Raw genomic sequence first — 24,120 nt, forward strand, 5'->3', positions numbered from 1 at the left:
AGAGGAACCGTATCGTAGTCCGCATGAGAACCAGCGAGTCCGTCGAGGAACGCCGCCGGCACATCGGCGAAGCCGTCTGGCGGGTGATCCGCCGCGACGGCATCAACGCGGTGAGCACGCGCACGGTGGCGGCCGAAGCCGGCATGGTGCTCGGGTCGCTGCGCCACTACTTCCCCCGGCAGGCCGACGTCGTGGAGTTCGCGATGCGCCTCGTCATCGACCGCACCACCGAACGCGTACGCCGCATACTGCACGAAGCCGGAGCGGATGGCCCCGACCCGCAACTGCTGCTGGAGCAGTTCCTCCCCCTCGACGATGAGCGACGCGAAGAGATGGAGGTCTGGCTGGTGTTCGCCGGAGCGACCCTGTCGGACGCGACGCTCGCCCCTGTGAAACGCGACTCGGACGCGGCCCTACTGCTGCTCATCCGGCAGCTGGTCGAAGCGCACTCGCCCGCCGGCACGACCGCGACCGAGCTCGACCGGGCCGCCGACCGGCTCCGGGCGCTCATCGACGGGATGGCCGCGCACCTGGTCGGACCAGCCCCCGCGCTCGACTCCGTCACGGCCCGAGCAATCCTGGCGGCGGAACTCGACCGGATCGGCGAAGACCCCCGCCGTGCACACCCTCAAGAAATACCGGGAGCCGCCCAAGCGTTGAACGGGGCATGACCGAGCTCCTCTCCCCCGACACCGCCATGGGCGCCGTCACGCTGCGCGTGGCCGACCTCGACACGATGACCGCCTACTACCGCGACGGCGTCACCCTCAGCGTGCTCGCCGCGGAGGGGAGCCGGGTGATCCTCGGCCGGGATGCGACCCCCATCGTCATCCTGGAGCACGCTCCCGAGCTGCGGCACGCATCGCCGCACGACGCCGGCCTCTTCCACACCGCGATCCTGTTCGACAGCGAAGAGACCCTCGCCGCCGCCGTGTACTCCGTGGCGACCAGGGCGCCGGGCACCTTCACGGGAAGCGCCGATCACCTGGTGAGCAAGGCGTTCTACTTCACGGACCCCGAGGGCAATGGCGTGGAACTCTACTGGGACCGCGACCGCACGCAGTGGAGCTGGGCTCACGGTCAGGTGGAGATGGGCACCCTGTACCTCGATCCGAACGACTTCCTCGGCGAGAACCTCAGCGAGCGGGCCGCCGCATCCGTCGACGCCGCAGACGGCAGCAGACTCGGCTCGGCCACGGTCGGCCACGTGCACCTATCGGTGGGCGACGTGGCCTCGGCACGCGAGTTCTACGTGAACCGTCTCGGCTTCGAGACGACCGCCGCGCTCGGCGACCAGGCGCTCTTCGTGAGCGCCGGCGGCTACCACCACCACATGGCCATGAACACCTGGAACAGCCGCGGCGCGGGGCGCCGGCAGCTGGCGCTCGGGCTCGGTCAGGTGGAGATCCGCGTGCCGAACGCTGACGATCTCGGCGAGCTGAGCGAACGGATGCGGCACTACGGCATCGAAGCTCGCGACGACGGTCGGTCGGTGACGTTCGACGACCCGTGGTCCAATGCGGTGCGGGCAGTGGCGGGGACAGCAGCGTAGCCGGCGACGACGTTTTCGGCCGGCTGGGCCGATTCGTCCGACATGTTCGGACAGAGAAGGCCCCGCCCGGAGAACGGGCGGGGCCTTCTCTGTCGGATCAGTCGACCGGGGCGGCGTGGAGGCCGTGCGGCGGCTCCTCGTCGGGAGCCAGATCGGTGACGGGCGGAACGTCGGCGGCATGCGAGCCGTGCGTCACCGCATCAAGCGGCACCGCTGCGGCATGCGAGCCGTGAGCGGCGGCGACACCGACCGGCTCCGGCTGACCGGCGCCGGAGGGAAGGCCGTCCACCGCACCGGAAGCGCCCGCACCGGAAGCGCCAGCAGCGGCGCCCGCGGCGGCAGCGCCCGCGGCGGCAGCAGCCGCGTCGGCCCGCGGGCCCCAGGCCGGCGGCTTCGGCTTGGCCCAGAACACCACGATGATGGCGCCCAGGAAGGCGACGGCGGCCGGGAGGAGCAGCGCCTCCGACATGGCCTGGGTGAACCCGGCGTGCAGGAACTCGGGAAGCTCCGTTCCCCCGGTCACCGCGCCGGCGCCGGAGGCGCCACCGGGCGCCTTGGGCAGATCGACGGCGAGACGGCCGGAGATGAGCGCAGCGATCGACGCCGAACCGAGCACGGCACCCACCTGACGGGTGGTGTTGAAGACGCCGGAGCCGGCGCCCGCCTGGTTCATCGGAAGGTTCCGGGTGGCCGTCGTCGAGATCGGGCCCCAGACCCCCGACATGGCGATACCGAGCAGGGCGCTCGGAGCGAGCAGCCACCAGATCGACACATCCGGGGTGAGCAGCCGCGAGTACCAGAACAGTGAGACCGCGAACAGCACGAGCCCGGTGGTAGCGAAGTAGCGCGGGTTGATCCGGTCGATGAGCTTGCCGACGAAGGGAGCGAACACGCCCGAGAACACGGCCATCGGGGCGAGCATCAGCGCGGACTCGGTCGGCGTGAGGCCACGCACGGTCTGGAAGTAGAACACCAGCGGCAGAGCCATGCAGGTCACCGCGAACCCGACGGCCGTGATGGCGCCGTTCGAGAGCGAGAAGTTGCGGTCGCGGAATAGCGCGAGCGGCAGCAGCGGCTCCTTCTTGTTGAAGGCCTGCCACACGACGAACGCGACGAGCACCACGATGCCGGCGATGATCAGACCCCACACGGAGATCGGGCCGGTGATGACGCCCCAGTTGTAGGTTCCGCCCTCCTGGATGCCGAACACGAGGAGGAACATGCCGACGGCACTGAGCACCACACCGATGATGTCGAAGCGGTGCTTGTGGGTGGGCAGTTTCGGCACGAGCCGTGCCGCGAGGATGAAGGCCACGACACCGACAGGCACGTTGATGAAGAAGATCCACTCCCAGCCGAGTCCGTCGACGAGCACGCCGCCGAGCAGCGGGCCGATCAGCGTGGCGACACCGGCGACGGCACCCCAGAGCCCCATCGCCGCGCCGCGACGGTCGGGCGGGAAGATCCGCGTGATCACAGCCATCGTCTGCGGCGTCATCAGCGAGGCGCCGAGACCCTGCACGACACGGGCGGTGATGAGCATGCCGATGCCGCCGCCGGCCATCGTTCCGGAGAATCCGCACCACGCGGAGGCGAGCGTGAAGATCACGAGGCCGACGAGGTAGAGGTTCTTCGGGCCGAAGCGGTCACCGAGACGGCCGGTGATCAGCAGGGGAACGGCGTACGAGAGCAGGTAGGCGCTCGTCACCCAGATGACGGCGTTGTAGTCGGTGCCGAGGTTCAGGCCTTTCATGATCGCCGGGTTGGCGACCGACACGATTGTCGTGTCGATGAGGATCATGAAGAACCCGATGACCAGCGCCCAGAGCGCCGGCCACGGCTTCAGTTCTTTTTCCATGTCGAGTCTTCCTTCTGATGGTTCTTCTCCTCGGTCCAGGACAGTTCGCCTGATTCGAGGTCGTCGATGAGGGACTCCAGCCAGGTCACTTCGACCCGGGTCAGTGTCCGCGTGTATTCCACGTTGATCCAGTACTTGCGGGGCAACGATTTCGCCCGGAGGTCGGCGATGCCGTCGTCGATGAACGCCAGGTCGGCGCGCAGCAGGTTCAGCCGGTTGCGCAACAGCTGGATGACCGACTCGAGCGGCAGATTGTGCGACTCTCCGAGGGCGAGCGGAAACTCCGGGTACTCGTTGGTCGGCGTCGCGAGGATGGTCGCGATCCGCTCGCTGAGAGCGAGGTTTCCTTGCTCGGTGATCTCATACGTCGTGCGCTCCGGTCTGTTGCCCTCGCGCTCGGTCCCGGTCGCCCGCAGCAATCCCAGCCCGGCCAGCCTGTCCACCGTGTGATAGAGCGAACCCGGCCTCACCTTGACGACGCGATCCTCCGAGCGCTGGATGAGCGTCTGGTACATCTCGTAGGGGTGCATCGGTCGCTCGACGAGCAGCGCGAGCGCGGCGACGCCGAGGGGCGTGAGCGGGGTGGGGGGTGTCATGATCGTTCGAATTCCAGGTTGATTATTCCACTCGGAATAATACGACGCTGAGTACCATTTATCAACACTCGATCGAATGTCGCGTGCTCCAGAAGCTCGAGATCTGACCCCTGACGGCGAACGGACACGGTGGTATGGTCGGGTCCCGGCGTCGAACCAGGGGGTCACGTGAAGAAGCAGCAGAAACAGGATGCCGTCGCACCCGCGCCGCGCACCGCGGTCGGCGCCCACCGCATCCGGCCGTTCTCGTTCGGGCTGGTCGGCGCGCTCGGGGTGCTCGTCGCACTGCTGATCGGCGCGGTGGTGGGGCAGCTCTCGACCGTGCTCGTCTACATCGGTCTCGCGCTCTTCCTCGCTCTGGGGCTCGACCCGATCGTCTCGTTCATCGAACGCAAGCTTCCGCGCGGCGCCGCGGTCACGATCGTCGTCGCTGCGGTGATCATCGTGTTCGCGGGCATCATCCTCGCGATCGTGCCCGTGCTGGTCGAACAGATCAGCCACCTGGTGAAGACCCTGCCGACGACGGTCGACGACATCACCAGAAGCGGCTGGTACAAAGACGTCACGCGGCAGTACGGCGACAGCATCCAGCAGGGGCTGGACGGCATCCTCAACTTCCTCAAAGATCCCGGCAACCTGGCCACCATCGGCGGTGGCCTGATCGCCGTCGGCGCGGGCATCGCAGGTGGTGTCACCGGGGTGACCATCGTACTGATCCTCACGCTGTACTTCATGGCCTCACTGCGGTCGATCAAAGGGATCGCGGCCCGGTTCGTGCCCGCCTACCGTCGCGAACGGTTCAGCGAACTCGTCGAAGACGTCTCCGGCGCCGTCGGCCGCTACGTCATCGGGCAGGCCGGCCTCGCGCTGATCAACGGCGTCCTCAGCCTGATCTTCCTCACCATCATCGGGGCGCCGATGCCCGCCCTGCTCGCGCTGATCGCGTTCCTCGGCTCACTCATCCCGTTGGTCGGAACGTTGATCGGTGCGGTCGTCAACTCGTTGATCTGCCTGATCGCCTCACCGCTCACCGCGCTGGTCGCGTTCATCTACTACCTCGTCTACATGCAGGTCGAGGCGTACATCATCAGCCCCCGGATCATGAACAAAGCGGTCTCCGTGCCCGGGGCGATCGTGGTCATCGCCGCGGTGGGCGGCGGCACGATCGGCGGGATCCTGGGCGCGCTGGTCGCGATCCCGGTCGCGGCGAGCGCGATCATCATCATCCAGAAGGTGGTCTTCCCCGCCCAGGACGAGAAGGTCGTCCCACCGGCGGAAGGCTGAGCCGCCGGGCTAGTTCTTCCTCGACATCCGGTCGATGGCGGCGAGCGCCACGGCCGACAGGATGAAGACGCAGTGGATGACCACCTGCCACAGCACCCCCTCGGAGGTGTAGCGGACGCCGTCGATCGACCCGCCGCCGGCAGCTCCGATATCGGAGACGCCGATGAAGGTCTTGAGCAGGTGGATGGAGGAGATGCCGATGATCGCCATCGCCAGTTTCACCTTGAGCACGTTGGCGTTCACATGGGACAGCCATTCGGGCTGATCCGGGTGGCCGTCGACGTTCATGCGTGAGACGAAGGTCTCGTAGCCGCCGACGATGACCATGATCAGGAGGTTGGCGATCATCACGACGTCGATGAGTCCGAGCACGTAGAGCATGATCGTGGCTTCGTCGATGTGCGTCGGGTCTTCGATGACCTTGGCCCCGAGGTGCCAGAGCTCGGTCATGAACACGAAGACGTAGATCGCCTGGGCGACGATCAGCCCGAGGTAGAGCGGGGCCTGCAACCAGCGGCTGGCGAAGATGAGTGTGCCGATGGCGCGTCCGACGCCTCTCTCGGCGTGGCGGGTGGGCGGAGTCGACGGGGCAGTCTCTGTCACGGGGGCTTCCTCACGGGGGTCGGGCAAGGAAGAGAATAAGCGGTCGAAACCGAGTTTTTATGTGAGAATGCTCAGATTTTGCAGGATGTTCTCAGCCGGCTGTTCCTCGGCGGCCGGTGAAGGCGCGGGTCACGGCCGTGCGGTCGAATGCCGGGTCGGCGAGCGCAGCCCGGTGAACGGCGGATGCGCCGCTCGCGGTGGCGCTCGCGCTAACCGGCTGTGGCTCGGCCCCGGCTGCGGCTCCACATGCGACACTGACAGCATCCACGCCAACATCAGCCGCCCGGTCGGCCGCTGACGAAGCGTACATCGCCGCGATCACGCCCACGCTTTCCGAGTACCCCGATGTTCAGCCGATATTGCTTGACTATCTGACCGAGGACAAACTCATCGAGCTCGGCAAGCAGGCATGCATCGACTTTCGGAGCGGCGACTCGCGATCGACACAAAGGTGCCTTGGTTCGCTGAGCCATTGTGGCTCACATACGCCCACCACCGCACTCCATTGGTTTCCGTCCCACTAGTGACCGCGAGCCACGGGCTATCGACGAAGTAGCTCACCCCAAGCCATGCGGCACCCAGGACTAATACTGAAGCGAGTCCACCCGCCACCCATTTCACGATCCGCTTAGTCCGCGGATTGGTTTTTTCTGGCATTTGTATGCGCTTCCCGCTACCCCCAGTCGTTTCCCGCCGTTCCCGTCCGGGCCGTAGTGGTCCACACCGTAGCCGAAGTACCGGCACCACCAAGGGTGAGGTGATCCACTACTACGCGACGATCGCGCCGGCGCCGCTCCCGCACACCGGAGCACCCGAAGGGGACGCGGCACTGGTACTGGACGACGGAACCCGAACGGGAGCCATCTCATCGCTTGCTGGCGTTGTCCTCGTTGAGCTCATGACCGAGGGGATATGTCGCGAATACATCAAGGCCGGCCGAAAGCCCCCGGTCTATCGCTCGCTCAACCTGCCAGACGGCGACGCAAAGAACGCTGAGCTCGAAATTCAGTATGCCGCTCGAGTTCGCCCCATCGAGCCTTAGGCTCGGCGCCCCTGCTGCCATCGCAAGAACAGCTCGCCACGTGGCGTATCGGCCGGTGCCTCATCCCAAACTGGCAAATGCGGATGTCATCGAGACAGAGTTTGAGATGCGCGCCGAACGCTCAGCTTCACCAAATCGAGGAGACGAGTGCGTCCGTGTCAAACCATCGAGCGAGCGTCGGCTCGATCCTCTCGGCACTAGGGCGTTGGCGATGAGGGGGTTGTGACCGCGCCGATGGTCCACACTCGCCGATCTTGATTCCAGTACATCCACCACCGGCAGGGATCTGAACCTTTGAGGTCGCTGTAGGCGATGACGAGCACGGCTTGTGGACCGTTCGGTGCGTCCAAGCTGGTGTGGCTCGCGTGCCCGTCCAGGTAGGTGCAGGCGGCGATGACGCTGGTCACGTCACCTGCTGGTGATCCGGGGACGAGCTCGTCGACACCACTATGGTTGCCTGACTCGAGTGCCCGAAGGAGCTTGGGCACGAGGTGTGAAGCACTGTCCGGCGGGGGCGCGCCGCCGGAGTCGACATCGGAGGAAGGTGTGCAGCCCGTCAAGGCAAGCAGAAGTCCCGTCACCGCGGTGACGCGAAGGACTCGGGCCTTGGCGGGCTGCTTCATGGAAATCCTTAGTAGCTGGTGTGCAGGTGCATGTCAGCAACGTACGCGTGCGGATTAGCCACGATATAGGCCGAGTATGCCTGGTTGTAGTGATTGGCCGAGTGCTGGGTGAAGTACGGGCTACCGCTGGCGTCGACGTAGGTGACGATCGTGGTGTGGTCGTACTTGGCGGTGGTGTCACCGTTCCAGATCCAGAAGGCGATGTCGCCCGCTTTCCACTTGGGAGTGGAAATGTCTGCGTAGAACCGGGGCGAGTAGAGCACCCCCAAAAGCCGGGACGCTACGGCGCACCTCGACGATCTGAGCAGCCAGTGCCTCCGGCGTCTTGTAGCCGCCGGCCAGGAACCCCAGAGCTCCGGCGCGCGCGGCCGCGATAACGAGGGCGGGGGACCGCCCGCCATCGGTGCTGCGACGAGGGGGATGCGCATCCCGAGCGAGGTCTGCAGGCGTGAAGCACGATGACACCATCGGATGCGGCCACGCCCCGCTCGAGGTCTGGGCTTCCGACTCTGTTCTGCTCAGCTTCGACGGGCGCGCGCTGGAAGTCTTCGGGTTCACCGATGTGCAGCGCTTCCATATCCCGTTCCGCCCGGTGGTGCAGTTCTCGGGCCGATCCCCCGTCTGACCCCGGCTCAGCCCGGGAGCACGGCGACCCGGGGGTACGTGCCTGTCGCGGCCTCGGCGATCGCCTCGTCGACATCGGCGAGAGGGAACGTCTTGCCGACCTGGGCGGCGAACGGGAAACGTGTCCACGACTCGCTGAGGAACCGCACCGCCTGCTCCAGGTGCCGCGGCGCGTAGTTGTGCACTCCGCGAACAGTGAGCAGCCGTCGCACCAGCTGCTCGGGGTCGAGGGCGATATCGGGGCCGGGCGAGACCGAGCCGACGAGGATGAGCGCGCCCCCGACGTCGACGGCCGCGAGCAGGGCGCGCACGGCCGCGGGCGCCCCCGAGAGCTCCAGCGCGACGGTCGGCGCGGCGCCGCGCCCGTCGGCGCGCACCAGAGCGGCGGCGAGGCCGAGCGGCGAATCGGCGGGGGATCGCGGATCAGAGACGGCGACGGCGCCGAAGGTCAGAGCCGTGTCGCGACGGGCCGGATCGGGATCGCTCACGACGACGCGGGCGCCGGCCTCGGTGGCCATCGCCACGGCGGTGAGACCGAGCATCCCGGCGCCGGCTACCAGCACCAGGGCACCCTCCAGCGTCGTGATCGCGGCCGCGGCCTCCAACGCCGCAGCCACGGTCGCCGTCGAGCACGACGCCGGAGCGAGCACGGTGGCGGGGATGTCGTCGGGCACCGGCACCATCGGCGTGCCGTCGAGGATGTGCGCGTGGGTGGCGAATCCGCCGGAGAGCTCCCAACCGCGGCGCATCCGTTCGTGACCGTACTTCTGCAGGGTGAGGCATTTCTGGGGCAGCCCGCGACGGCACCGGACGCACCGCCCGCAGGGCACAGCCACCGACCAGACGATCCGCTCACCGAGCGCGATACGGTGCCCGTCGGTCGACTTGGCTCCGCCGCGGCCGAGCGCGACGACGCGCCCTACCTGCTCGTGCCCGAGGACCAGCGGCGTCGGCGCCGACCGGTGCCCGGAGACGGTGTGCACATCGGAACCGCAGACCGTGGCGAGCTCGATCTCGACGAGGGCGTCGCCCGGCGACAGGCGCACTCCGGGAACAGCAACGGCCTCGTGCCGGTGCCCCTCGCCCGGCCACACCATCGCCGTCGCCGACGGGTAGACGCTGACCCCTTTGCCCGCGCGCGCCGGCGGTTCCAACACACGCGGGGTGACCGCCCGGACCGTCACCGGAGGGCAGCGTCGGTGTCGAGGTCGGCGAGCGGGTCGGTGTCGAAACCGAGCAGGTCGAGCAAGTCTGCCACACTCGGGATGACGGCATCGGCGCCGGCGTCGTGCAGAGTGTCTTCGTCGTGGGCGCCCGTGAGCACACCGACGACGAGGCCGGCGCCGGCCGCAATGCCGGAGACGATGTCGCTCGCGGTGTCACCCACCACGACCATGCCTTCGACGCTGGTCGCGCCGGTGCGCAGCAGCGCCGTGAGCGGCAGGTCGGGGTAAGGGCGCCCCCGCCCGGCCTCGGCCGGGCTGAGAGTGACGTCGGCGAGGTCTTGCCAGCCGAGGGCCGCGAGCACCGCATCCTGGGTCGGGCGGGAGAAGCCGGTAGTCAGCGCCACCTTCACCCCGGCGGAGCGGAGGCGACGGATGAGGTCTTCCGCACCCGGGACGGCGCGCAGCCCTTCGCTGGCCGCGAGGGCGGCGTATGCGCTCTCGAACTCGGCGTTCGCGTGCTGCGCCTGGTCTTCGTCGTCGGTGAGGGCGCGGAACACGGCGATCTTCGACTGCCCCATCGTCTCGCGCACATAGTCGAGCGCGCTGACGAGCTCCTCGGGGGTCTCACCGATTCCAGCCGCCTCGGCCGCGATCTCGAACGCGCGCACGACCAGGCCGTCATCGACGACCGTCGTCCCGGCCATATCGAGCACGACGAGTTCGAGGTCGACGTCGAGCGGGTCGTGCTCCTCCTCTTCGTCGTCGTCATCGTCGGTGTCGTCCCACTCGTCGTCCGCCCCGGCTTCGGCGCTGTCGAGGTCGCTCGCGCCGTAGGCGCCGACCTCGTCATAGGGGGCGGCAGTGTCGAAGGTCGAAGCGTCGTCGAATTCTGAGGTGATGAGTCCATCGCGCGTTGTCATGGTGCTGCCTTTCTGAGCGGTTCAACCGGGGATCGGTGGGTAGGGATGCGGGGGCGGGCCCAGCGGTCAGTCGCGGGCGGCACCGACGGTCGCGAGCGCGCTGGACGATGACGAGAACAGGTCGTCGACGACGCGTTCGGCGAATCCGAGCCCGGTGGTCATCCCGATGCCGGTGGTCACCGAGACGACGCGCACCTGCGGTGCCGGCGACGCGAGCAGGAACTCGTCCGGCGCCGAAGCGTAGACGCCCTGCCAGCGTTCGCGCACCCGGATGCGGTCGGTGCCGAAGAGCAGCCGCGCTTGGTCGAGGAGCGCGTCGAATGCGGCCTCCCGCTGGAACGGTGGAACGTCGTCACCGCGGTAGTGGGTGTCCCCGACGATCAGGCTGCCGTCGGGCCGCTGCGTGTACATCTGGTTCAGGTCGAGCGCCAGCAGCTCGGGATGCTCCTCCGCGAGCCGGTCCCGCAGGCCGGCCGCACTCGGTGTGCGCGCGAACCCGGAGTACCGGATGAGCGACCAGCCGGTGAACAGCGGCGCGCTCAACGGATGGTCGAGGTCCGCGTCGACGAGCATCATGTCGAGTCCGCACCGCCGGATGCCGGCCGCCTCCGCGATACCGGGGAACAGCTGGTCGACGTCGGCGTTGACCGCCACGACGACCGCATCCGCTGACACACGCCCGCGAGTCGTGTGCACGGCGCCCGTCTCCACGCCGACCACGGCGGTCTGCCAGAAGAAGTCGACGCCGTGCGCGTCGAGCCAACGGGCGATCGCGAGCGACGCCTCGCGCGGATCCACCTGCAGGTCGTGCGGGAGGAACGCGCCGCCGATCGCGACGCCGGGGCCGACTGGCACGCGCTCGCGCACCTCGTCGGCGGTGAGCATCCGCACATTGTGGCCGCCGCGCCGCTCCCGGAACTCGGCCAGCACGGCCAGTTCGTCGTCGGCCTGGGCCACCACGACGGTGCCGCTCTCGCGCAGCCAGAACCCCACCTCGGGGGCCAGGGTGAGCCACAGTTCTCGGGCGAGTTCGGCGTACGCCCGGGCTTCGCCCTCCTGCCCCGTGAGACACAGATGCCCGAAGTTGCGCACGGAGGCGCCCCGGATGGTGGATGCGCGGTCGACGACCGCGACGCTCAGCCCGCGGCGCAGCGCGGCCACGGCGTGGCCGAGGCCGACGATCCCCGAGCCGACGATCGCGAGATCGTAGTGTTTCGTTCCCATCCCCAACTCCTTGCTCATCGTTGTGCCCGTTCCGTGCTCATCGCAACGCCTTGCGCATCCACACCGCGATGCCCTCGACGACGAAAACCGTCGCCATGATCACCAGCACGAAGGCGAAGACTTCATTCCACGCGGAGACGCGGGAAGCGTTGTTCATGTAGAAGCCGATGCCGCCGCTGCCGACCACGCCGAGCACGGTCGCCGCCCGGATGTTGCTGTCGAACAGGTAGAAACTGTGACCGACGAAGGCCGGAACACTGGGCGGAACGGTCGCCGACGAGTACACCTGCAGCCGTCGGGCGCCGACAGCGGTGAGCGCGCGCTGCGGCCCGGCCGGCACCTCCTCGATCGAGTCGGCGAACAGCTTGCCGAGCAGTCCGATGCCGCCGAACCCGAGGGCGACCACGGCGGCCGTCGGTCCGAGACCGGTGATGATGATCAGCACGATGGCGAGCACCAGCTCCGGAATGCCCCGGATTGCGACGAGCAGAACCCGGAAAGTTCCGCGGGTCGGTGCGTTTGGCGCCACGTTGCGCGCCGCCAGCGAGCCGATCACCAGCGAGAAGACCAGGCTGATGATCGTCGCGGCGAGCGCGATGAGCACGGTGTCGCGCATCGCCACTGCGATCTGCTCCACCGTGTACGGCTCGAAGGTCGGCGGCCAGAACGTGATCAGCGGCAGGTTCTTCCAGAAAGTCAGAAAGTCGCCCCAGTGCACCTGCGCCACGAAGAACGCACCGAACACCACCACCGCCGTCAGCCCCCAGCCCACGGCCGAGCGGATGCGCCGCTCGCCGCGACTGCGCGCCTTGCCGCCGCCGAGCATCCCCCGCCGCACGGTGGAAGAGATCAGCTCCATCACCACGCAGAGCGCGAACATCACCAACGCGAGCGCCATCGCCGTGCGGTAGTCGAGCGTCGCGAGCGCCCGCCACATCTCGTATCCGAGACCGGCCACCCCGACGTAACCGAGGATGATCGAGCCGCGCAGGTTGATGTCGTTGCGGTGCAGCACCGTGGCCACCCAGCTCGGCATCACCTGCGGCAGCACGCCCGAGAAGAACTCCTGCGCTTTGCTGCCGCCGGCCGCCCGGATGGCCAGCCGAGGCCCCTCGTCGATCTGCTCGATCGCGTCGGCGAACAGCTTGGAGATCATCCCGATCGAGTGGATGCCGATGGCCAGGATTCCGGGAAGCGTCCCGAGCGTGAACAGCACGGCGAAAACCATCGCGAGCACCACATCCGGGATGGACCGGGTGGCCACCGTGAGGAAGCGGCCGATCCACTGGGCGGTGCGGTTGGGGCTCGTGTTCGAGGCCGCCAGGTAGGCGACCGGCACCGAGAGCACGGCGGCGAGCAGAGTGCCGAGCACCACCATCCCGAGCGTCTGCCCGATCGCCGGCCACAGCACCTCGGGGGGCGGGAACCGCAGCGGCACGATCCGGGCGAAGAACGCCTCGGCCTGCGGGATGCTGCGGCCAACCGTGTCGAAGCTGACCCCGAGCAGGGGGAAGGCGGCGACGCCGAGCGCCAGCAGGGCGAGCAGCACCACCACGGCCGCCACGCGCGAGAACGACGGGCGCGGGCGCCGCGGAACGGCGCGACGGTCGTCGAACGGCAGGGAGACCATCAGCCGGCGCGCTCCGCACCGGTGCCGGACGACGGTGCGAGCACGGCATCCGCCAGCTCGCGCTCGGCCGCGGCGTCGAGCTCGTCGGAGAGCTCGCTCTCGATAACCGTGAGCTCGCTGGTCGTCGCCGCGACGCGCCCGTAGATCTCCATCACCTGCTGCTTGTCCAACCCCTCGGTGGGGGTGTCGAGCACAACGCGGCCGTGCCGCAGCCCGACGATGCGGTCGCCCCAGCCGAGAGCGAGGTCCACCTGGTGCAGGCTGCAGATCACGGTCAGGCCGTTGTCGAGAGCGATCTCCCGGATGAGCGCCATCACCTGTTCGCTCGACTCGGGGTCGAGCGAGGCAACCGGCTCGTCCGCCAGCAGCACCTCGGGCTCTTGCATGAGCGCTCGCGCGATGGCGACCCGCTGCTGCTGCCCGCCCGACAGGGTGTCGGCGCGCTGGTAGGCCTTCGACTCCAGCCCCACGCGCTCGAGATGCTGCAGTGCGCGCCGGCGCAGGGCGGCCGGGTAGCTGAAGACGCCCAGTCGCGGACCGCGCAGCGTGGCGAGGGCTCCGGTGAGCACGTTCTCCACGACGGTGAGCGGGCCGACCAGCTCGAACTGCTGGAAGATGAAACCGACCCGGCTGCGAAGCGCTCGCAATGGCCGCTGGCGCAACGTGGCGACCGACTGGCCGAGAACCGTGACCGCACCGCGCGTCGGGGTCTCCAACCCGTCGAGGTGCCGCAGCAGAGTGGACTTCCCCGACCCGGACAGGCCGAGGAGCACCACGATCTCGCCCCGCGAGACCGTCAGCGACACATCGTCGAGTGCGGTCGTCTCTGCGAAAGTTTTGGTGACACCGCTCACCTCGACCACGCGCGCTGCTTCGCCCATTGTTTCCTGCCCTAGTTTTCCGCCCGAGAACCCGTGCCGTAACGCTAAAAGCCGGGTGCGACCGCCGCCGCAACGCCGGGTAACGGGAACATGAACGGCGTGCGGCTTGCTCGCGCCGCAGGCACACGAGAAAAGCCGCCGTCCGCTCCGGTCTCCCGGAGTGGACGGCGGCCTCGGTCAGAGCGCGCGGCGCGGGGCTACTTGGCCTCGCATTGGGGGGATTTGGTCACCGTGCAGATGTCGCGGATCTGGTCGTAGTACTTGTCGTCGACCGGGCTGAAGGCGAAGAACGTGTCTTTGAAGCCCTGCGAGTCGGCGTTCTTGATGCCGGCCTTCTGGATGTCGGCGATGGTGACGGTCGACAGCTTGTCGCTGAGGTCCTTCTTGATCTCATCGGGCAGCCCGTTGGCGTAGACCATCGGGGCGCCCGGAACCATCGTCTTGGCGACGACCTTGAGACCGGACTGCGCCTCCACGGCTGAGTCCTCGGCGAAGCCCGCATCGCACTCGGCGCCCTGCGACACCTTGAGGGCCGATGCGTCGTGCTTGCCGGCGAAGACCGGCGTGATGTCCTTCGCCGGGTCGATGCCCGCCTTGAGCAGGTTGTAGGTCGGGAAGAGGTAGCCCGAGGTCGAGCTCGGGTCGACGAAGCAAACCTTCTTGCCCTTGAACCCGTCGAGCGAAGTGATCGACGAGTTCTTGGGAACGATCGCCTCGGAGTAGTAGCCGGGCTTCTGCCCCTCCTTGGTGATGATGGAGGCGAACGGTGTGAGCTTGGCGCCGCCGTTGGCGGCGGTGACATACGTGAAGCCCGAGAAGCTCGCGACGTCGACCTGGCCGGCGATGGCCGCCTGGATGAGGGCGGTGTAGTCGCTCGACTCGCGGTACTCCACCTTCTTCCCGGTGATCTTCGCGATGTAGTCGGCGATCGGCTGGTAGTTGGACTGCGTGTTCACCGTGTCCGGGACGACGCCGAAGACCAGGGTGGAGGAGTCCTTCGCGAACGTTCCGGCGGAGGAGGCGGTGGCTCCGTCCGTGGAGTCCGCGTTGGCGGAACCGGTGCAAGCGGCCAGACCGAGCGACAGCACGAGGGCCGCGCCGACGGCGAGCGCCTTGGTGAGGGATTTCATCGAAGACCTTTCGTAGGTGTGCGCCGGTGCGGCGCTGCTGCGTACGTCGGGTCACGGTATGAGGCTCCGGAGACACCCTCGACAACCCCCGGTGACGCCCCGGTGAACGGATCGCGAGGCGCGCGCCGACGGGGGCACGGCGCGTGGGCGCATCTTTCGTTGAACGACGGGTGAACTGGTGCTGGTCACGGGCACCCCGCGACTGCTAGCCTCGGTCTGCTCAGGCGGGTCGCGATGGTCGCGGCAAGGGGGGAACTGTTATGCGGGCACGTTTCGTCGCCGCTCTGACGGCCGTCGTCGCGGTGGTCATCGGGCTCACCGCCGGATCGCCCGCCCTCGCCGCTACTGCTGGCGCCTTCCACACGGCCAAAGCGTCGTTCAAGATGGTCGGCAATCTGGACTCGATCAGACTTGTTCCTGGTCGCGGGGTCGTAGCGACCGGCTGGGCGCTCGACGTCAACAACCCCCGCGCGACCGACAACCTGCTCGAGATGCGAATCACCTACCCCAACGGGACCGTCGGGGATCAGGAACTCACCACCATCGCGCTTCCCCGTCCCGACGTCGCCCGGCAGTTCCCGACGGCGGGACCCAACCACGGGTTCTCCATGACGCTCGGCTACTTCGCGGCGGGAACCTACCGGTTCTGCGCCGAGGTGAAGGGGATGAACGCCGGGGTCGAAGACTTCACCGGGCTCGACAAGTACCTCTACCGCGAAATCGGCTGCAAAACATTCACCATGCCGAAGGAGACGATGAGCGGCGCCATCGAATCGATCACGCTGCAGCCGGCCAAGAACAAGCCCGGGTTCTGGATCACCGGCTGGGTGTCCGACAACTGGCTCATGGGTGAGCCACTCGTCACCTTCATCGTCACCCGCACGGACGCTCAGGGCAACATCGAGACTCGACAGGTGCAGGATCTGACCAGCGTCGCTCGACCGGATGTGGCGGCGGCGCATCCGGAGCTCACCGGCATCCGCGGGTTCTCCGTGAACACGGGGCCGTGGGGGTCTGGGTCGTTCAAGGTCTGCGGCTCGGTGGTCACCAACGGCAACAACCCGCAAACGTCGACAGTCGACCTGGGGTGCGTCAATGGCGCGTTCACCAGTGTGGCGTACACGCCCGACTCCGGTCTGGGCTTCAGCAGTCCCGCCACGGTCGGCTCGACCCTGACGTTCTCGCCGGGCAGCTGGACTCCCACCCCGAACACCATGACGTACTCGTGGGAGCGCGGCCGCGTCGCCGCGTCGTCCAGCGACGCCTACAACGCCCCGACAACGCCGACGACTCCGACGACGAAGGTCCTCGGCCCGAGCGACGTCGGGCACGCATTCCACGTCGAGGTGCTCGTCTCCGCCGACGGACTGATGGGGGGTCAGGGGCACGCCGACAGCGACCTCGTCACGATTCCGGGGGTCACGACGTCTCGCATCGGTGGGGCGGATCGCTATTCGCAGGCCGTGTTGAGCTCGAAAGCGGCCTTCCCCGACGCGGCTGCGGGCGCCCCGGTCGTATACGTCGCCTCGGGTGAGAACTTCCCCGACGCTCTCTCCGCGGGGCCGGCTGCCACCCACCAGCGCGGTTCCCTGTTGCTTACCGGATCGGCCGCCCTCCCGGCGGTCGTCGCGGCGGAGATCCGGCGGCTCCATCCCGCCACGATCGTCGTCGTCGGCGGGCCGACGGCTGTGAAGCCGGCGGTGTTCGCCTCCCTGCAGAAACTCGCCCCGTCGACGATCCGTCTGACCGGCGCCGACCGGTACGCGGTGTCGCGCCGCATCGCCGAATACGCTTTCGGGCACGGTGCGCCGAGCGCCTTCATCGTCACCGGGCGCAACTACCCGGATGCGCTCTCGGCCAGCGGAGCCGCCGCCTCAACCGGAGTACCCGTGCTGCTCGTCAACGGTTACGCGTCGCGCGCCGACTCGGCGACCGTCTCGACGCTGTCGAAGCTCGCCGTGAGATCCGTGACGATCGCCGGCGGCACGACCGCCGTCACACCGGGCGTTGCGGGGTCCCTCGGGGCGCGTATAGCGGTATCGCGGGCGACCGGCGCCGACCGCTACGCAACCTCCATCGCCGTCAACGCAGCTTTCGACCACGCCGACACCGTCTATCTCGCCACCGGCATGAACTACCCGGACGGACTCAGCGGTGGAGCACTCGCCGGCGCGAGCAACGCACCGCTGTTCCTCGCGACCGGTTCCTGCGTGCCACCGGGGGTGATCTCGTCGATCATGCAACTGAAAGCGACGAAGGTCGTCATCCTCGGCGGCACAAACGCGATGCGACCGCAGCTCGACGCGCTCTACGCCTGCGACTGACGGACACGGCCCGCCGCGGGGACCGATAGAATCGTCGCATCCCCGACCCCTCGCGAAGCGGAGTGTGCGTTGCCAACGATCGTTGTAGAAGTCATGCCGAAGGCCGAACTGCTCGACCCGCAGGGCAAGGCCGTCGCCGGCGCCCTCGCGCGTATCGGCAAAGCGCAGTTCAGCGGCGTCCGGGTCGGCAAGCGGTTCGAGCTGACCGTCGACGGGCCGATCGACGACGCCACGCGCGCCGCCGTTGAGGAGATCGCGGGCGAGATCCTGTCGAACTCGGTGATCGAAGACGTGGTGGGTATCCACTACCCGGGGGAGCAGGGCTGATGCGCATCGGCGTCGTCACCTTCCCGGGCTCGCTCGACGACCGCGACGCCCTGCGCGCCATCCGTCTGGCCGGCGCCGATCCGGTGGCCCTCTGGCACGGCGAACACGACCTGCAGGGCGTGGATGCGCTGGTGCTGCCGGGCGGGTTCAGCTACGGCGACTACCTGCGCTGCGGCGCCATCGCCAGTCTCTCCCCGATCATGACCGAGGTCATCGATGCGGCAGGAAAAGGGATGCCCGTGCTCGGCATCTGCAACGGCTTCCAGATGCTGGCCGAGGCGCACCTCGTCTCGGGCGGCCTGATCCGCAACGACCACGGCAACTTCATCCGCCGAGATCAGCACCTGCGCGTCGAGAATGTGGACACCCCGTGGACGAGCGGCTTCGAGCCCGGACAGGAGATCGTCATCCCGCTCAAGAACGGCGAGGGCGGCTTCGTCGCCTCGGCCGCTGAGCTGGAGCGGCTGGAAGGCGAAGGCCTCGTGGCGTTCCGCTACGAGGGTGTCAACCCCAACGGCTCGCTCAACGACATCGCCGGCGTTCGCAACGATCGCGGCAACGTCGTCGGCCTCATGCCGCACCCCGAGCACGCCGTCGAAGAAGGCTTCGGCCCCGACACCGCCGCCGCCATGCGGTCGGGCGTCGACGGTCTGACGTTCTTCACCTCCGTTCTGCGTTCGACCCTCCTCGCCGCCTGACGCCGCCCGGCCGGCGGCCTCCCGAGTCCGCACGAACTGGCCGGCGAGTCCGCGCGAAATCGTCCGAAAACGTTCGAGTCCGCAGACAGTTCGTGGACTCGCGGGCGTGCGGGGGGCGGGGGCGAGGGGGCGGGGGGGAGGGGGCGGGGGGGAGAACGAACTTTTGGATGATTCGGGGGGCGGGCGGAGGCGCGAGAGTGGGAGTATGACTCCCCGACTGCTGTTCCGAACTCTCGCGATCGCCGAAGCGATCACCTGGACCCTGCTGATCGCGGGGATGCTGCTGAAATACGTCGCCCAGGTCGGTGATTGGCCGGTGCTGGTCGCCGGGTCGATCCACGGCATCGTATTCATCAGCTACGCGGTGACGGCCGTGCTCGTCGGCATGAACCAGCGCTGGCGCATCCCGCTGCTCGTGCTGGCGGTGGCGACCGCGATCGTGCCGTACGCCACGATCCCGTTCGATGTCTGGGCCGACCGCAGCGGCCGGCTCGACGGCCACTGGCGCACGACCCCCACCGAGGACGCGCGCGACCACACCCTGGTGGCACGGCTGTTCCGCTGGATGCTGAACCACGTCGCCGTGCTCGCGAGCCTCCTGGTGATCGCGGTCATCGCCATCACCACAGTGCTCCTCATCATCGGGCCGCCCAAGCTCTCCTGACCCGGCCGCTCAGTCTGCAGGTCCGGCAGGACCGGCAGGTCCGGCAGGACCGGCGTGGCCAGAGAAGAAGTCGAGGAGTTCGGCCGGGGCGTTCGGGCTGAAGATCATGTCCAGGCCGAGGGCCGACTGTTCGGCCGACTCCTGACCGCGCGCGAAGAGGGCCGGCTCATATTCGGCGAGCGCCGCATCCAGGTCGTCGCCGTGGCGGAGGAGCGCGAGAGCCAGCGTCGCGCCGTCGAACATGGCGAGATTCGCACCCTCCCCTGCGAACGGCGACATCACGTGCGCCGCATCGCCCGCCAGTGTCACCCCGCAGACCGGCGCCCAGGAGTGGCCGACCGGCAGGGCGTAGATGGCGCGCGGAACGATGTCGTCGTCGCTGTTGCGCACCAGGTCTTGCAGCTCCGGGCTCCAGTCCGACAGCCGTTCGAGCACCGCGGCCCGCACAGCCACCGGGTCGCTCCAGTCGATGCCGCTGTCGGCGATCCAGTTCTCGGGGAGTCGATCGCCGACACCGAGCCAGATGTCGTCGCCGCCGTGGCCGCCGATGTACTTGTCGTCCGAGGCGGCGAAGAGCGAGCCGGTACCGACGGTCGCGTACTCGCGAGGGTGCCGTTCGGGCGCATCCGTCAGCCGGAACTCGACGAACGTGATTCCGGTGTAGGCCGGTTTGGCCGGCGAGACCAGCGGGCGCACCTTCGACCACGCGCCATCCGCTCCGACGACCAGATCGGCCCGGGCGGTGCTCCCGTCGGCGAAGCGCAGCTCGTGGCGGCCCTCGCCGAGCGGCACGGCCTCGACGAGCTTGCGACCCCACTGGATCGTGGCCGGCTCGAGCGAATCGACGAGCAGACGACGCAGATCGGCGCGGTCGATCTCGGGCCGGCCGCCCTCGCCGTCGTCACCTTCGTCGATGTGCACTCTGCCCGTCTTGTCGATCACGCGCATCGCTTCGCCGCCCGGGTGCGTAAGCGCCAGGAACTCGTCGAGCAGTCCGGCCTCGCTCAACGCGATCTGCCCGGAATCGTCATGGATGTCGAGCGAGCCGCCCTGGCTGCGGGCGTCGGCCGAAGCCTCGAGCTCGTAGATGGTGGAGCCGATGCCGTGCACCTGCAGGATGCGGGCGAGGACGAGGCCGCTGAGGCCCGCCCCCACGATGGCGATGGTTTTCGTTGTCATGATCGTTCCTCTTCGTTCGTCGTCGTGGTTTCGGTCGGCGCGCTCAGGCGCGACTGCCTGCCGTGGTGATGCCGGCGATGAGCACGTCGAGCGCCCACTCGTACCGGTCGGGACCGACACCGGAGCTCAGTTCGTGGGCCAGCCGGGCTATCTGGGGGTGGCTCGCAGCCTCCACCCCGGCGAACTGCCGGTCGAGTTCGACGTTCTCCGGCCGGCGCGGCTCGCCCCCCGCCTCGGCGTAGGCGGCCGAGTGCTCGGCCGCGATCGCCACCGGGTACAGCAGCAGCACATCCACACCCCACGCGGCGGCACGGTCGGAGGCCCCGCCCTGCACGAGGAGGTCGAGCACCGTCTCGACGAGGGCGACATAGTGCGGTCCGTTCGGCCGCGTGGTCACGGCCATCCTGGCGATCTCCGGATGTTCGAACAGCACGGTCGTGAACTGCCGGAGCACGTCTTTCAACCGGTCCGTCCAATCACCTGCGCCCTCGCGGGAAGCCCGGGTGTCGATCGCCGCCAGCTCGGCGTCGAGGATGCCGGCGTGCAGGTCTTCGGTGTCGCGCACGTAGACGTAGAGGGAGGCGTGCCCCGTGTCGAGTGCGCGCGCGACGCGCCGCATCGTGACTTTCTGAGCGCCTTCCTCGCGCAGGATCACGGTGGCCGCGTCGATGATCGTCTGACGGCTGAGCGCCGGCTTGGCGGGTCGCTCCCGTCGGCTTGGCGGGGTTGCTGGGGATGCGGTGACCATGGCGTCGAGCATAGCACGACCATGGTCGTTACGACCATGGTCGTTGCTGCGATTCGGCTACACACTTCGCCGGTAGACTGGGACCCTCCCCCGGCATCCACACATCTTGGAGAGTGCCAGCGTGACCGAAGCCGCCCCCACCACGCACGTCGTCGACACGCACGTCGTCGACACGCACGTCGTCGACACCGTCGCGAACGCGATCGCGACGCCCGAGAAGGAGCAGCCGTACGCGGCGCTCGGCCTCAAAGAAGACGAGTACGCCAGCATTCGCGAGATCCTCGGCCGCCGCCCCACCTCGGGCGAGCTGGCGATGTACTCGGTCATGTGGTCGGAGCACTGCTCCTACAAGTCGTCGAAGATGTACCTGCGCCAGTTCGGCCAGAAGGTCACCCCCGCCATGAAGAAGAACCTCATGGTCGGCATGGGCGAGAATGCCGGCGTCGTCGATGTGGGCGAAGGCTGGGCGGTCACGTTCAAGGTCGAGTCGCACAACCACCCCTCCTACATCGAGCCGTTCCAGGGCGCTGCGACCGGCGTCGGCGGCATCGTGCGCGACATCATCTCGATGGGCGCCCGCCCGGTTGCCGTGATGGACCAGCTGCGCTTCGGCGCCATCGACAACCCGGACACCGCCCGCGTCGTGCACGGCGTCGTCTCCGGGATCTCCTTCTACGGCAACTGCCTCGGTCTGCCGAACATCGGCGGCGAGACCTACTTCGACCCGATCTACCAGGGAAACCCGCTGGTCAACGCGCTCTCGGTGGGCGTCCTGCGCCACGAAGACCTGCACCTGGCCAACGCCTCCGGCCTCGGCAACAAGGTGGTGCTGTTCGGCGCCCGCACCGGTGGCGACGGCATCGGCGGCGCGAGCATCCTCGCCTCCGACACGTTCTCGGCCGGCGGCCCGACCAAGCGCCCCGCAGTGCAGGTCGGCGACCCGTTCGCCGAGAAGGTTCTCATCGAGTGCTGTCTCGAACTGTTCCGCGACAAGCTCGTCGAGGGCATCCAGGATCTCGGCGCGGCCGGCATCTCCTGCGCGACCAGCGAGCTGGCCTCGAACGGCGACGGCGGCATGTTCATCGAACTCGAGAAGGTACTGCTGCGCGACCCGAGCCTCACCGCTGAGGAGATCCTCATGTCGGAGAGCCAGGAGCGCATGATGGCGGTCGTCAAACCCGAGCTGCTCGACGCATTCCTCGCTGTCACCGCCAAATGGGATGTGGAGACCAGCGTTCTCGGCGAAGTGACCGACACCGGCCGCCTCATCATCAACTGGCACGGCGAAGAGATCGTCAATGTCGAGCCGCGCACGGTCGCGGTCGACGGCCCCGTCTACGAGCGACCCGTGGCCTACCCCACCTGGATCGACGCCCTCCAGGCCGACAGCGCCTCGCGCCTGGCGCGGCCCACCTCCGGCGACGAGCTTCGCGAGCAGTTCCTGGCCCTGCTCGGCAGCGCCAACCTCGCCGACAAGGGCTGGATCACCGACCAATACGACTACTTCGTCGGCGGCAACACCGCCCTCGCCTTCCCCGACGACGCCGGCATGATCCGCGTCGACGAGGAGAGCGGCCTCGGCTTCGCCATCGCCACCGACGCTAACGGCCGCTACTGCCAGCTCGACCCCAAGCAGGGAGCCAAGCTGGCGCTGGCCGAGGCGTACCGCAACGTCGCCGCATCCGGTGCCGTGCCCGTGGCCGTCACCGACTGCCTCAACTTCGGCAGCCCCGAGAACCCCGAGGTCATGTGGCAGTTCTCCCAGGCCGTTGAAGGCCTGTCGGACGCCTGCCTCGAGCTCGAGGTCCCGGTCACAGGCGGCAACGTCTCGTTCTACAACCAGACGGGGTCGACCCCCATCTTCCCCACCCCGGTGGTCGGCGTGCTCGGTGTCATCGACGATGTGGCCCGCCGTATCCCGGCCGGCTGGCAGGACGAAGGCCACAACATCTACCTGCTCGGCCTCACCCGCGAAGAGCTCGACGGTTCGGCCTGGGCCGGCACTGTGCACGGCCACCTCGGCGGCCTCCCGCCGGCGGTCGACCTCGGCCGCGAGCGCGACCTCGCCGAGCTGCTGCACGCGGCATCCATCGAGAGCCTCGTCGGTTCGGCACACGACCTCGCCGACGGCGGCCTCGCGCAGGCCCTCGCCGAGAGCGTCCTGCGGTTCGGCGTCGGCGCCCGGGTGTGGCTCACCGAGATCATGGACCGCGACGGCGTGGATGCGGCGACCGCGCTCTTCAGCGAGTCGACCGGCCGTGTCATCGTGTCGGTCCCGCGTGAAGACGATGTGAAGTTCCGTGGTCTGTGCGACGGACGCGACTTCCCCGTGCTGCGCATCGGCGTCACCGACGCCGAAGTCGGCACCCAGCCCGTGCTCGAAGTCCAGGACCTCTTCACGGTCGGCCTCGAAGAGCTGCAGAGCACCCACCGCTCCACGCTCCCCGAGCACTTCGGCCCGGTCGTCGCCTAGAGTTCCCGCCGCGACCGGTCGCGCACCGAGCACGGCGGGCAACCTGCGTGAGGACTTCGCTCCGCGCCCGTTCGGGTGTTTGCTTGAGAAATGACCGACTCGCCGAAGACCGTCCGTTTCGCGATCGATGCACCCACCGCACTGAGGCTCGTGCGCGACCGCGTCACCGACGATGCCCATCCGCCCCTGGTCGCGCCTGCCGTTCTGCGCAGCCACGTGCTGTCGATGCTCTACCGCGAGGCGCGGGACGGGCTCCTGGACGAGGCGACGGCGCGACGGCAGCTGGAGGGTCTCGCCAGCCTCAAGATCCGCCTGCTGGGCGATCGGGTATCTCGCGCGACCGCCTGGAGGCTTGCCCGCCAGCTCGACTGGGAGGACACCGCCCCCGCCGAGTATCTGGCGGTCGCGACGCTGCAGGCCGATGTTCTCGTGGCGGGCGACGACCGGATCGCAGCGGCGGCGACAGGGCTCGTTCCGCTGGCCGAATACGGCGACCTGATCCGCTGACGTCGCGCAGGACGTTTTCGGCGACGCGCCGCGCGTCCGTCCGTCCGTCGTGACGGATGGATCGGGC

Annotated in this window: 24 protein-coding genes; 11 read left to right on the forward strand and 13 right to left on the reverse strand. The window is 68.4% G+C overall.

Annotation, left to right across the window (positions count from 1 at the left end; genetic code table 11):
* Positions 1 to 23 precede the first annotated feature (23 nt).
* Together K5L49_RS10515 and K5L49_RS10520 are read left to right on the forward strand one after the other, a co-directional pair.
* Positions 24 to 671: a TetR/AcrR family transcriptional regulator gene (locus tag K5L49_RS10515; RefSeq protein ID WP_223692569.1), complete on the forward strand. Its 648-nt coding sequence runs from the start codon at positions 24 to 26 to the stop codon at positions 669 to 671.
* Positions 668 to 1,552: a VOC family protein gene (locus K5L49_RS10520; protein WP_223692579.1), complete on the forward strand. Its 885-nt coding sequence runs from the start codon at positions 668 to 670 to the stop codon at positions 1,550 to 1,552. Before K5L49_RS10515 ends, K5L49_RS10520 begins: the two co-directional genes overlap by 4 nt.
* A 97-nt stretch (positions 1,553 to 1,649) precedes the next feature.
* Here the strand turns inward: K5L49_RS10520 and K5L49_RS10525 are convergent, their stop codons facing one another.
* Together K5L49_RS10525 and K5L49_RS10530 are read right to left on the reverse strand one after the other, a co-directional pair.
* On the reverse strand, positions 1,650 to 3,410 hold the full coding sequence (locus tag K5L49_RS10525) for a DHA2 family efflux MFS transporter permease subunit (protein WP_223692581.1): 1,761 nt from the start codon (positions 3,408 to 3,410) through the stop codon (positions 1,650 to 1,652).
* On the reverse strand, positions 3,395 to 4,006 hold the full coding sequence (locus K5L49_RS10530) for a PadR family transcriptional regulator (protein WP_223692583.1): 612 nt from the start codon (positions 4,004 to 4,006) through the stop codon (positions 3,395 to 3,397). Before K5L49_RS10530 ends, K5L49_RS10525 begins: the two co-directional genes overlap by 16 nt.
* A gap of 168 nt (positions 4,007 to 4,174) precedes the next feature.
* On the opposite strand from K5L49_RS10530, the gene K5L49_RS10535 reads away from it, so the two are divergent.
* The gene (locus tag K5L49_RS10535; protein ID WP_223692585.1) at positions 4,175 to 5,290 is read left to right on the forward strand and encodes an AI-2E family transporter; all 1,116 of its coding nucleotides are present in this window, start codon (positions 4,175 to 4,177) and stop codon (positions 5,288 to 5,290) included.
* A gap of 9 nt (positions 5,291 to 5,299) precedes the next feature.
* Here K5L49_RS10535 and K5L49_RS10540 read toward each other — a convergent pair whose 3' ends face one another.
* On the reverse strand, positions 5,300 to 5,893 hold the full coding sequence (locus K5L49_RS10540; protein WP_223692587.1) for a TIGR00645 family protein: 594 nt from the start codon (positions 5,891 to 5,893) through the stop codon (positions 5,300 to 5,302).
* A 757-nt stretch (positions 5,894 to 6,650) separates the two neighbouring features.
* Here K5L49_RS10540 and K5L49_RS10545 point away from each other — a divergent pair.
* Positions 6,651 to 6,935, forward strand: coding sequence for a hypothetical protein (locus K5L49_RS10545; protein ID WP_223692589.1), 285 nt, complete (start codon positions 6,651 to 6,653; stop codon positions 6,933 to 6,935).
* Positions 6,936 to 7,132: 197 nt separating this feature from the next.
* Here K5L49_RS10545 and K5L49_RS10550 read toward each other — a convergent pair whose 3' ends face one another.
* On the reverse strand, positions 7,133 to 7,558 hold the full coding sequence (locus tag K5L49_RS10550; protein WP_223692591.1) for a hypothetical protein: 426 nt from the start codon (positions 7,556 to 7,558) through the stop codon (positions 7,133 to 7,135).
* Between the two features lie 8 nt (positions 7,559 to 7,566).
* Complete coding sequence (locus K5L49_RS10555; protein WP_223692592.1) at positions 7,567 to 7,821, reverse strand: amidase domain-containing protein; 255 nt, start codon at positions 7,819 to 7,821, stop codon at positions 7,567 to 7,569.
* Between the two features lie 185 nt (positions 7,822 to 8,006).
* Between K5L49_RS10555 and K5L49_RS10565 the strand changes: the two genes are divergently transcribed.
* Positions 8,007 to 8,183 (forward strand): hypothetical protein, encoded by a 177-nt coding sequence (locus K5L49_RS10565; protein WP_223692594.1) that lies wholly within the window; start codon positions 8,007 to 8,009, stop codon positions 8,181 to 8,183.
* 7 nt (positions 8,184 to 8,190) lie between these two features.
* On the opposite strand, the gene K5L49_RS10570 is transcribed toward K5L49_RS10565, so the two are convergent.
* The 6 genes from K5L49_RS10570 to K5L49_RS10595 all read right to left on the reverse strand — a co-directional run bounded on the left by K5L49_RS10570 (position 8,191) and on the right by K5L49_RS10595 (position 15,133).
* Entirely contained in the window at positions 8,191 to 9,366 is a 1,176-nt protein-coding gene (locus K5L49_RS10570) for a zinc-binding dehydrogenase (RefSeq protein WP_223692596.1), read from the reverse strand.
* Complete coding sequence (locus K5L49_RS10575; protein ID WP_223692597.1) at positions 9,363 to 10,268, reverse strand: phosphonatase-like hydrolase; 906 nt, start codon at positions 10,266 to 10,268, stop codon at positions 9,363 to 9,365. Before K5L49_RS10575 ends, K5L49_RS10570 begins: the two co-directional genes overlap by 4 nt.
* 66 nt (positions 10,269 to 10,334) lie before the next feature.
* Complete coding sequence (locus K5L49_RS10580; protein ID WP_223692598.1) at positions 10,335 to 11,492, reverse strand: TIGR03364 family FAD-dependent oxidoreductase; 1,158 nt, start codon at positions 11,490 to 11,492, stop codon at positions 10,335 to 10,337.
* Between the two features lie 37 nt (positions 11,493 to 11,529).
* A complete protein-coding gene (phnE, locus tag K5L49_RS10585; RefSeq protein ID WP_223692599.1) occupies positions 11,530 to 13,122 on the reverse strand; it encodes a phosphonate ABC transporter, permease protein PhnE in 1,593 nt (530 codons plus the stop codon).
* Positions 13,122 to 14,003, reverse strand: a complete 882-nt coding sequence (gene phnC / locus K5L49_RS10590; protein WP_223692600.1) for a phosphonate ABC transporter ATP-binding protein — start codon at positions 14,001 to 14,003, stop codon at positions 13,122 to 13,124. The genes phnE and phnC overlap by 1 nt, the downstream gene beginning before the upstream one ends.
* Positions 14,004 to 14,200: 197 nt before the next feature.
* Entirely contained in the window at positions 14,201 to 15,133 is a 933-nt protein-coding gene (locus tag K5L49_RS10595; RefSeq protein WP_223692601.1) for a phosphate/phosphite/phosphonate ABC transporter substrate-binding protein, read from the reverse strand.
* Positions 15,134 to 15,393: 260 nt separating this feature from the next.
* Between K5L49_RS10595 and K5L49_RS10600 the strand changes: the two genes are divergently transcribed.
* The 4 genes from K5L49_RS10600 to K5L49_RS10615 all read left to right on the forward strand — a co-directional run bounded on the left by K5L49_RS10600 (position 15,394) and on the right by K5L49_RS10615 (position 19,146).
* Entirely contained in the window at positions 15,394 to 17,457 is a 2,064-nt protein-coding gene (locus tag K5L49_RS10600) for a cell wall-binding repeat-containing protein (RefSeq protein WP_223692602.1), read from the forward strand.
* A 69-nt stretch (positions 17,458 to 17,526) separates the two neighbouring features.
* A complete protein-coding gene (gene purS / locus K5L49_RS10605; protein WP_223692603.1) occupies positions 17,527 to 17,784 on the forward strand; it encodes a phosphoribosylformylglycinamidine synthase subunit PurS in 258 nt (85 codons plus the stop codon).
* Entirely contained in the window at positions 17,784 to 18,482 is a 699-nt protein-coding gene (purQ, locus tag K5L49_RS10610; RefSeq protein WP_223692604.1) for a phosphoribosylformylglycinamidine synthase subunit PurQ, read from the forward strand. Before purS ends, purQ begins: the two co-directional genes overlap by 1 nt.
* Positions 18,483 to 18,687: 205 nt before the next feature.
* A complete protein-coding gene (locus K5L49_RS10615; protein WP_223692606.1) occupies positions 18,688 to 19,146 on the forward strand; it encodes a DUF3817 domain-containing protein in 459 nt (152 codons plus the stop codon).
* Positions 19,147 to 19,155: 9 nt separating this feature from the next.
* Here K5L49_RS10615 and K5L49_RS10620 read toward each other — a convergent pair whose 3' ends face one another.
* Complete coding sequence (locus K5L49_RS10620) at positions 19,156 to 20,325, reverse strand: FAD-dependent oxidoreductase (protein WP_223692608.1); 1,170 nt, start codon at positions 20,323 to 20,325, stop codon at positions 19,156 to 19,158.
* Between the two features lie 43 nt (positions 20,326 to 20,368).
* Complete coding sequence (locus K5L49_RS10625) at positions 20,369 to 21,085, reverse strand: TetR/AcrR family transcriptional regulator (protein WP_223692610.1); 717 nt, start codon at positions 21,083 to 21,085, stop codon at positions 20,369 to 20,371.
* Between the two features lie 109 nt (positions 21,086 to 21,194).
* Between K5L49_RS10625 and purL the strand changes: the two genes are divergently transcribed.
* Together purL and K5L49_RS10635 are read left to right on the forward strand one after the other, a co-directional pair.
* Positions 21,195 to 23,546 carry a phosphoribosylformylglycinamidine synthase subunit PurL gene (gene purL, locus K5L49_RS10630; RefSeq protein WP_223692611.1) on the forward strand — a complete coding sequence of 784 codons (2,352 nt, stop codon included), beginning with the start codon at positions 21,195 to 21,197 and terminating at the stop codon, positions 23,544 to 23,546.
* 90 nt (positions 23,547 to 23,636) lie between these two features.
* Positions 23,637 to 24,053, forward strand: coding sequence for a type II toxin-antitoxin system VapC family toxin (locus K5L49_RS10635; RefSeq protein WP_223692613.1), 417 nt, complete (start codon positions 23,637 to 23,639; stop codon positions 24,051 to 24,053).
* Positions 24,054 to 24,120: the final 67 nt, after the last annotated feature.

Origin of the sequence: Leifsonia poae, from assembly GCF_020009625.1 — a bacterium.
GTDB classification, from domain to species: Bacteria; Actinomycetota; Actinomycetes; order Actinomycetales; family Microbacteriaceae; genus Leifsonia; species Leifsonia poae_A.

What these genes read in the sequence shown, in the direction of transcription:
- purQ (WP_223692604.1), top strand. Translation starts at nt 17,784, where the DNA reads ATGCGCATCGGCGTCGTCACCTTCCCGGGCTCGCTCGACGACCGCGAC.
- K5L49_RS10635 (WP_223692613.1), top strand. Translation starts at nt 23,637, where the DNA reads ATGACCGACTCGCCGAAGACCGTCCGTTTCGCGATCGATGCACCCACC.
- K5L49_RS10525 (WP_223692581.1), bottom strand. Translation starts at nt 3,410, where the DNA reads ATGGAAAAAGAACTGAAGCCGTGGCCGGCGCTCTGGGCGCTGGTCATC.
- K5L49_RS10575 (WP_223692597.1), bottom strand. Translation starts at nt 10,268, where the DNA reads ATGACAACGCGCGATGGACTCATCACCTCAGAATTCGACGACGCTTCG.
- phnC (WP_223692600.1), bottom strand. Translation starts at nt 14,003, where the DNA reads ATGGGCGAAGCAGCGCGCGTGGTCGAGGTGAGCGGTGTCACCAAAACT.
- K5L49_RS10580 (WP_223692598.1), bottom strand. Translation starts at nt 11,492, where the DNA reads ATGGGAACGAAACACTACGATCTCGCGATCGTCGGCTCGGGGATCGTC.
- K5L49_RS10595 (WP_223692601.1), bottom strand. Translation starts at nt 15,133, where the DNA reads ATGAAATCCCTCACCAAGGCGCTCGCCGTCGGCGCGGCCCTCGTGCTG.
- K5L49_RS10600 (WP_223692602.1), top strand. Translation starts at nt 15,394, where the DNA reads ATGCGGGCACGTTTCGTCGCCGCTCTGACGGCCGTCGTCGCGGTGGTC.
- K5L49_RS10515 (WP_223692569.1), top strand. Translation starts at nt 24, where the DNA reads ATGAGAACCAGCGAGTCCGTCGAGGAACGCCGCCGGCACATCGGCGAA.
- K5L49_RS10615 (WP_223692606.1), top strand. Translation starts at nt 18,688, where the DNA reads ATGACTCCCCGACTGCTGTTCCGAACTCTCGCGATCGCCGAAGCGATC.
- phnE (WP_223692599.1), bottom strand. Translation starts at nt 13,122, where the DNA reads ATGGTCTCCCTGCCGTTCGACGACCGTCGCGCCGTTCCGCGGCGCCCG.
- K5L49_RS10550 (WP_223692591.1), bottom strand. Translation starts at nt 7,558, where the DNA reads ATGAAGCAGCCCGCCAAGGCCCGAGTCCTTCGCGTCACCGCGGTGACG.
- K5L49_RS10530 (WP_223692583.1), bottom strand. Translation starts at nt 4,006, where the DNA reads ATGACACCCCCCACCCCGCTCACGCCCCTCGGCGTCGCCGCGCTCGCG.
- K5L49_RS10625 (WP_223692610.1), bottom strand. Translation starts at nt 21,085, where the DNA reads ATGCTCGACGCCATGGTCACCGCATCCCCAGCAACCCCGCCAAGCCGA.
- K5L49_RS10520 (WP_223692579.1), top strand. Translation starts at nt 668, where the DNA reads ATGACCGAGCTCCTCTCCCCCGACACCGCCATGGGCGCCGTCACGCTG.
- K5L49_RS10620 (WP_223692608.1), bottom strand. Translation starts at nt 20,325, where the DNA reads ATGACAACGAAAACCATCGCCATCGTGGGGGCGGGCCTCAGCGGCCTC.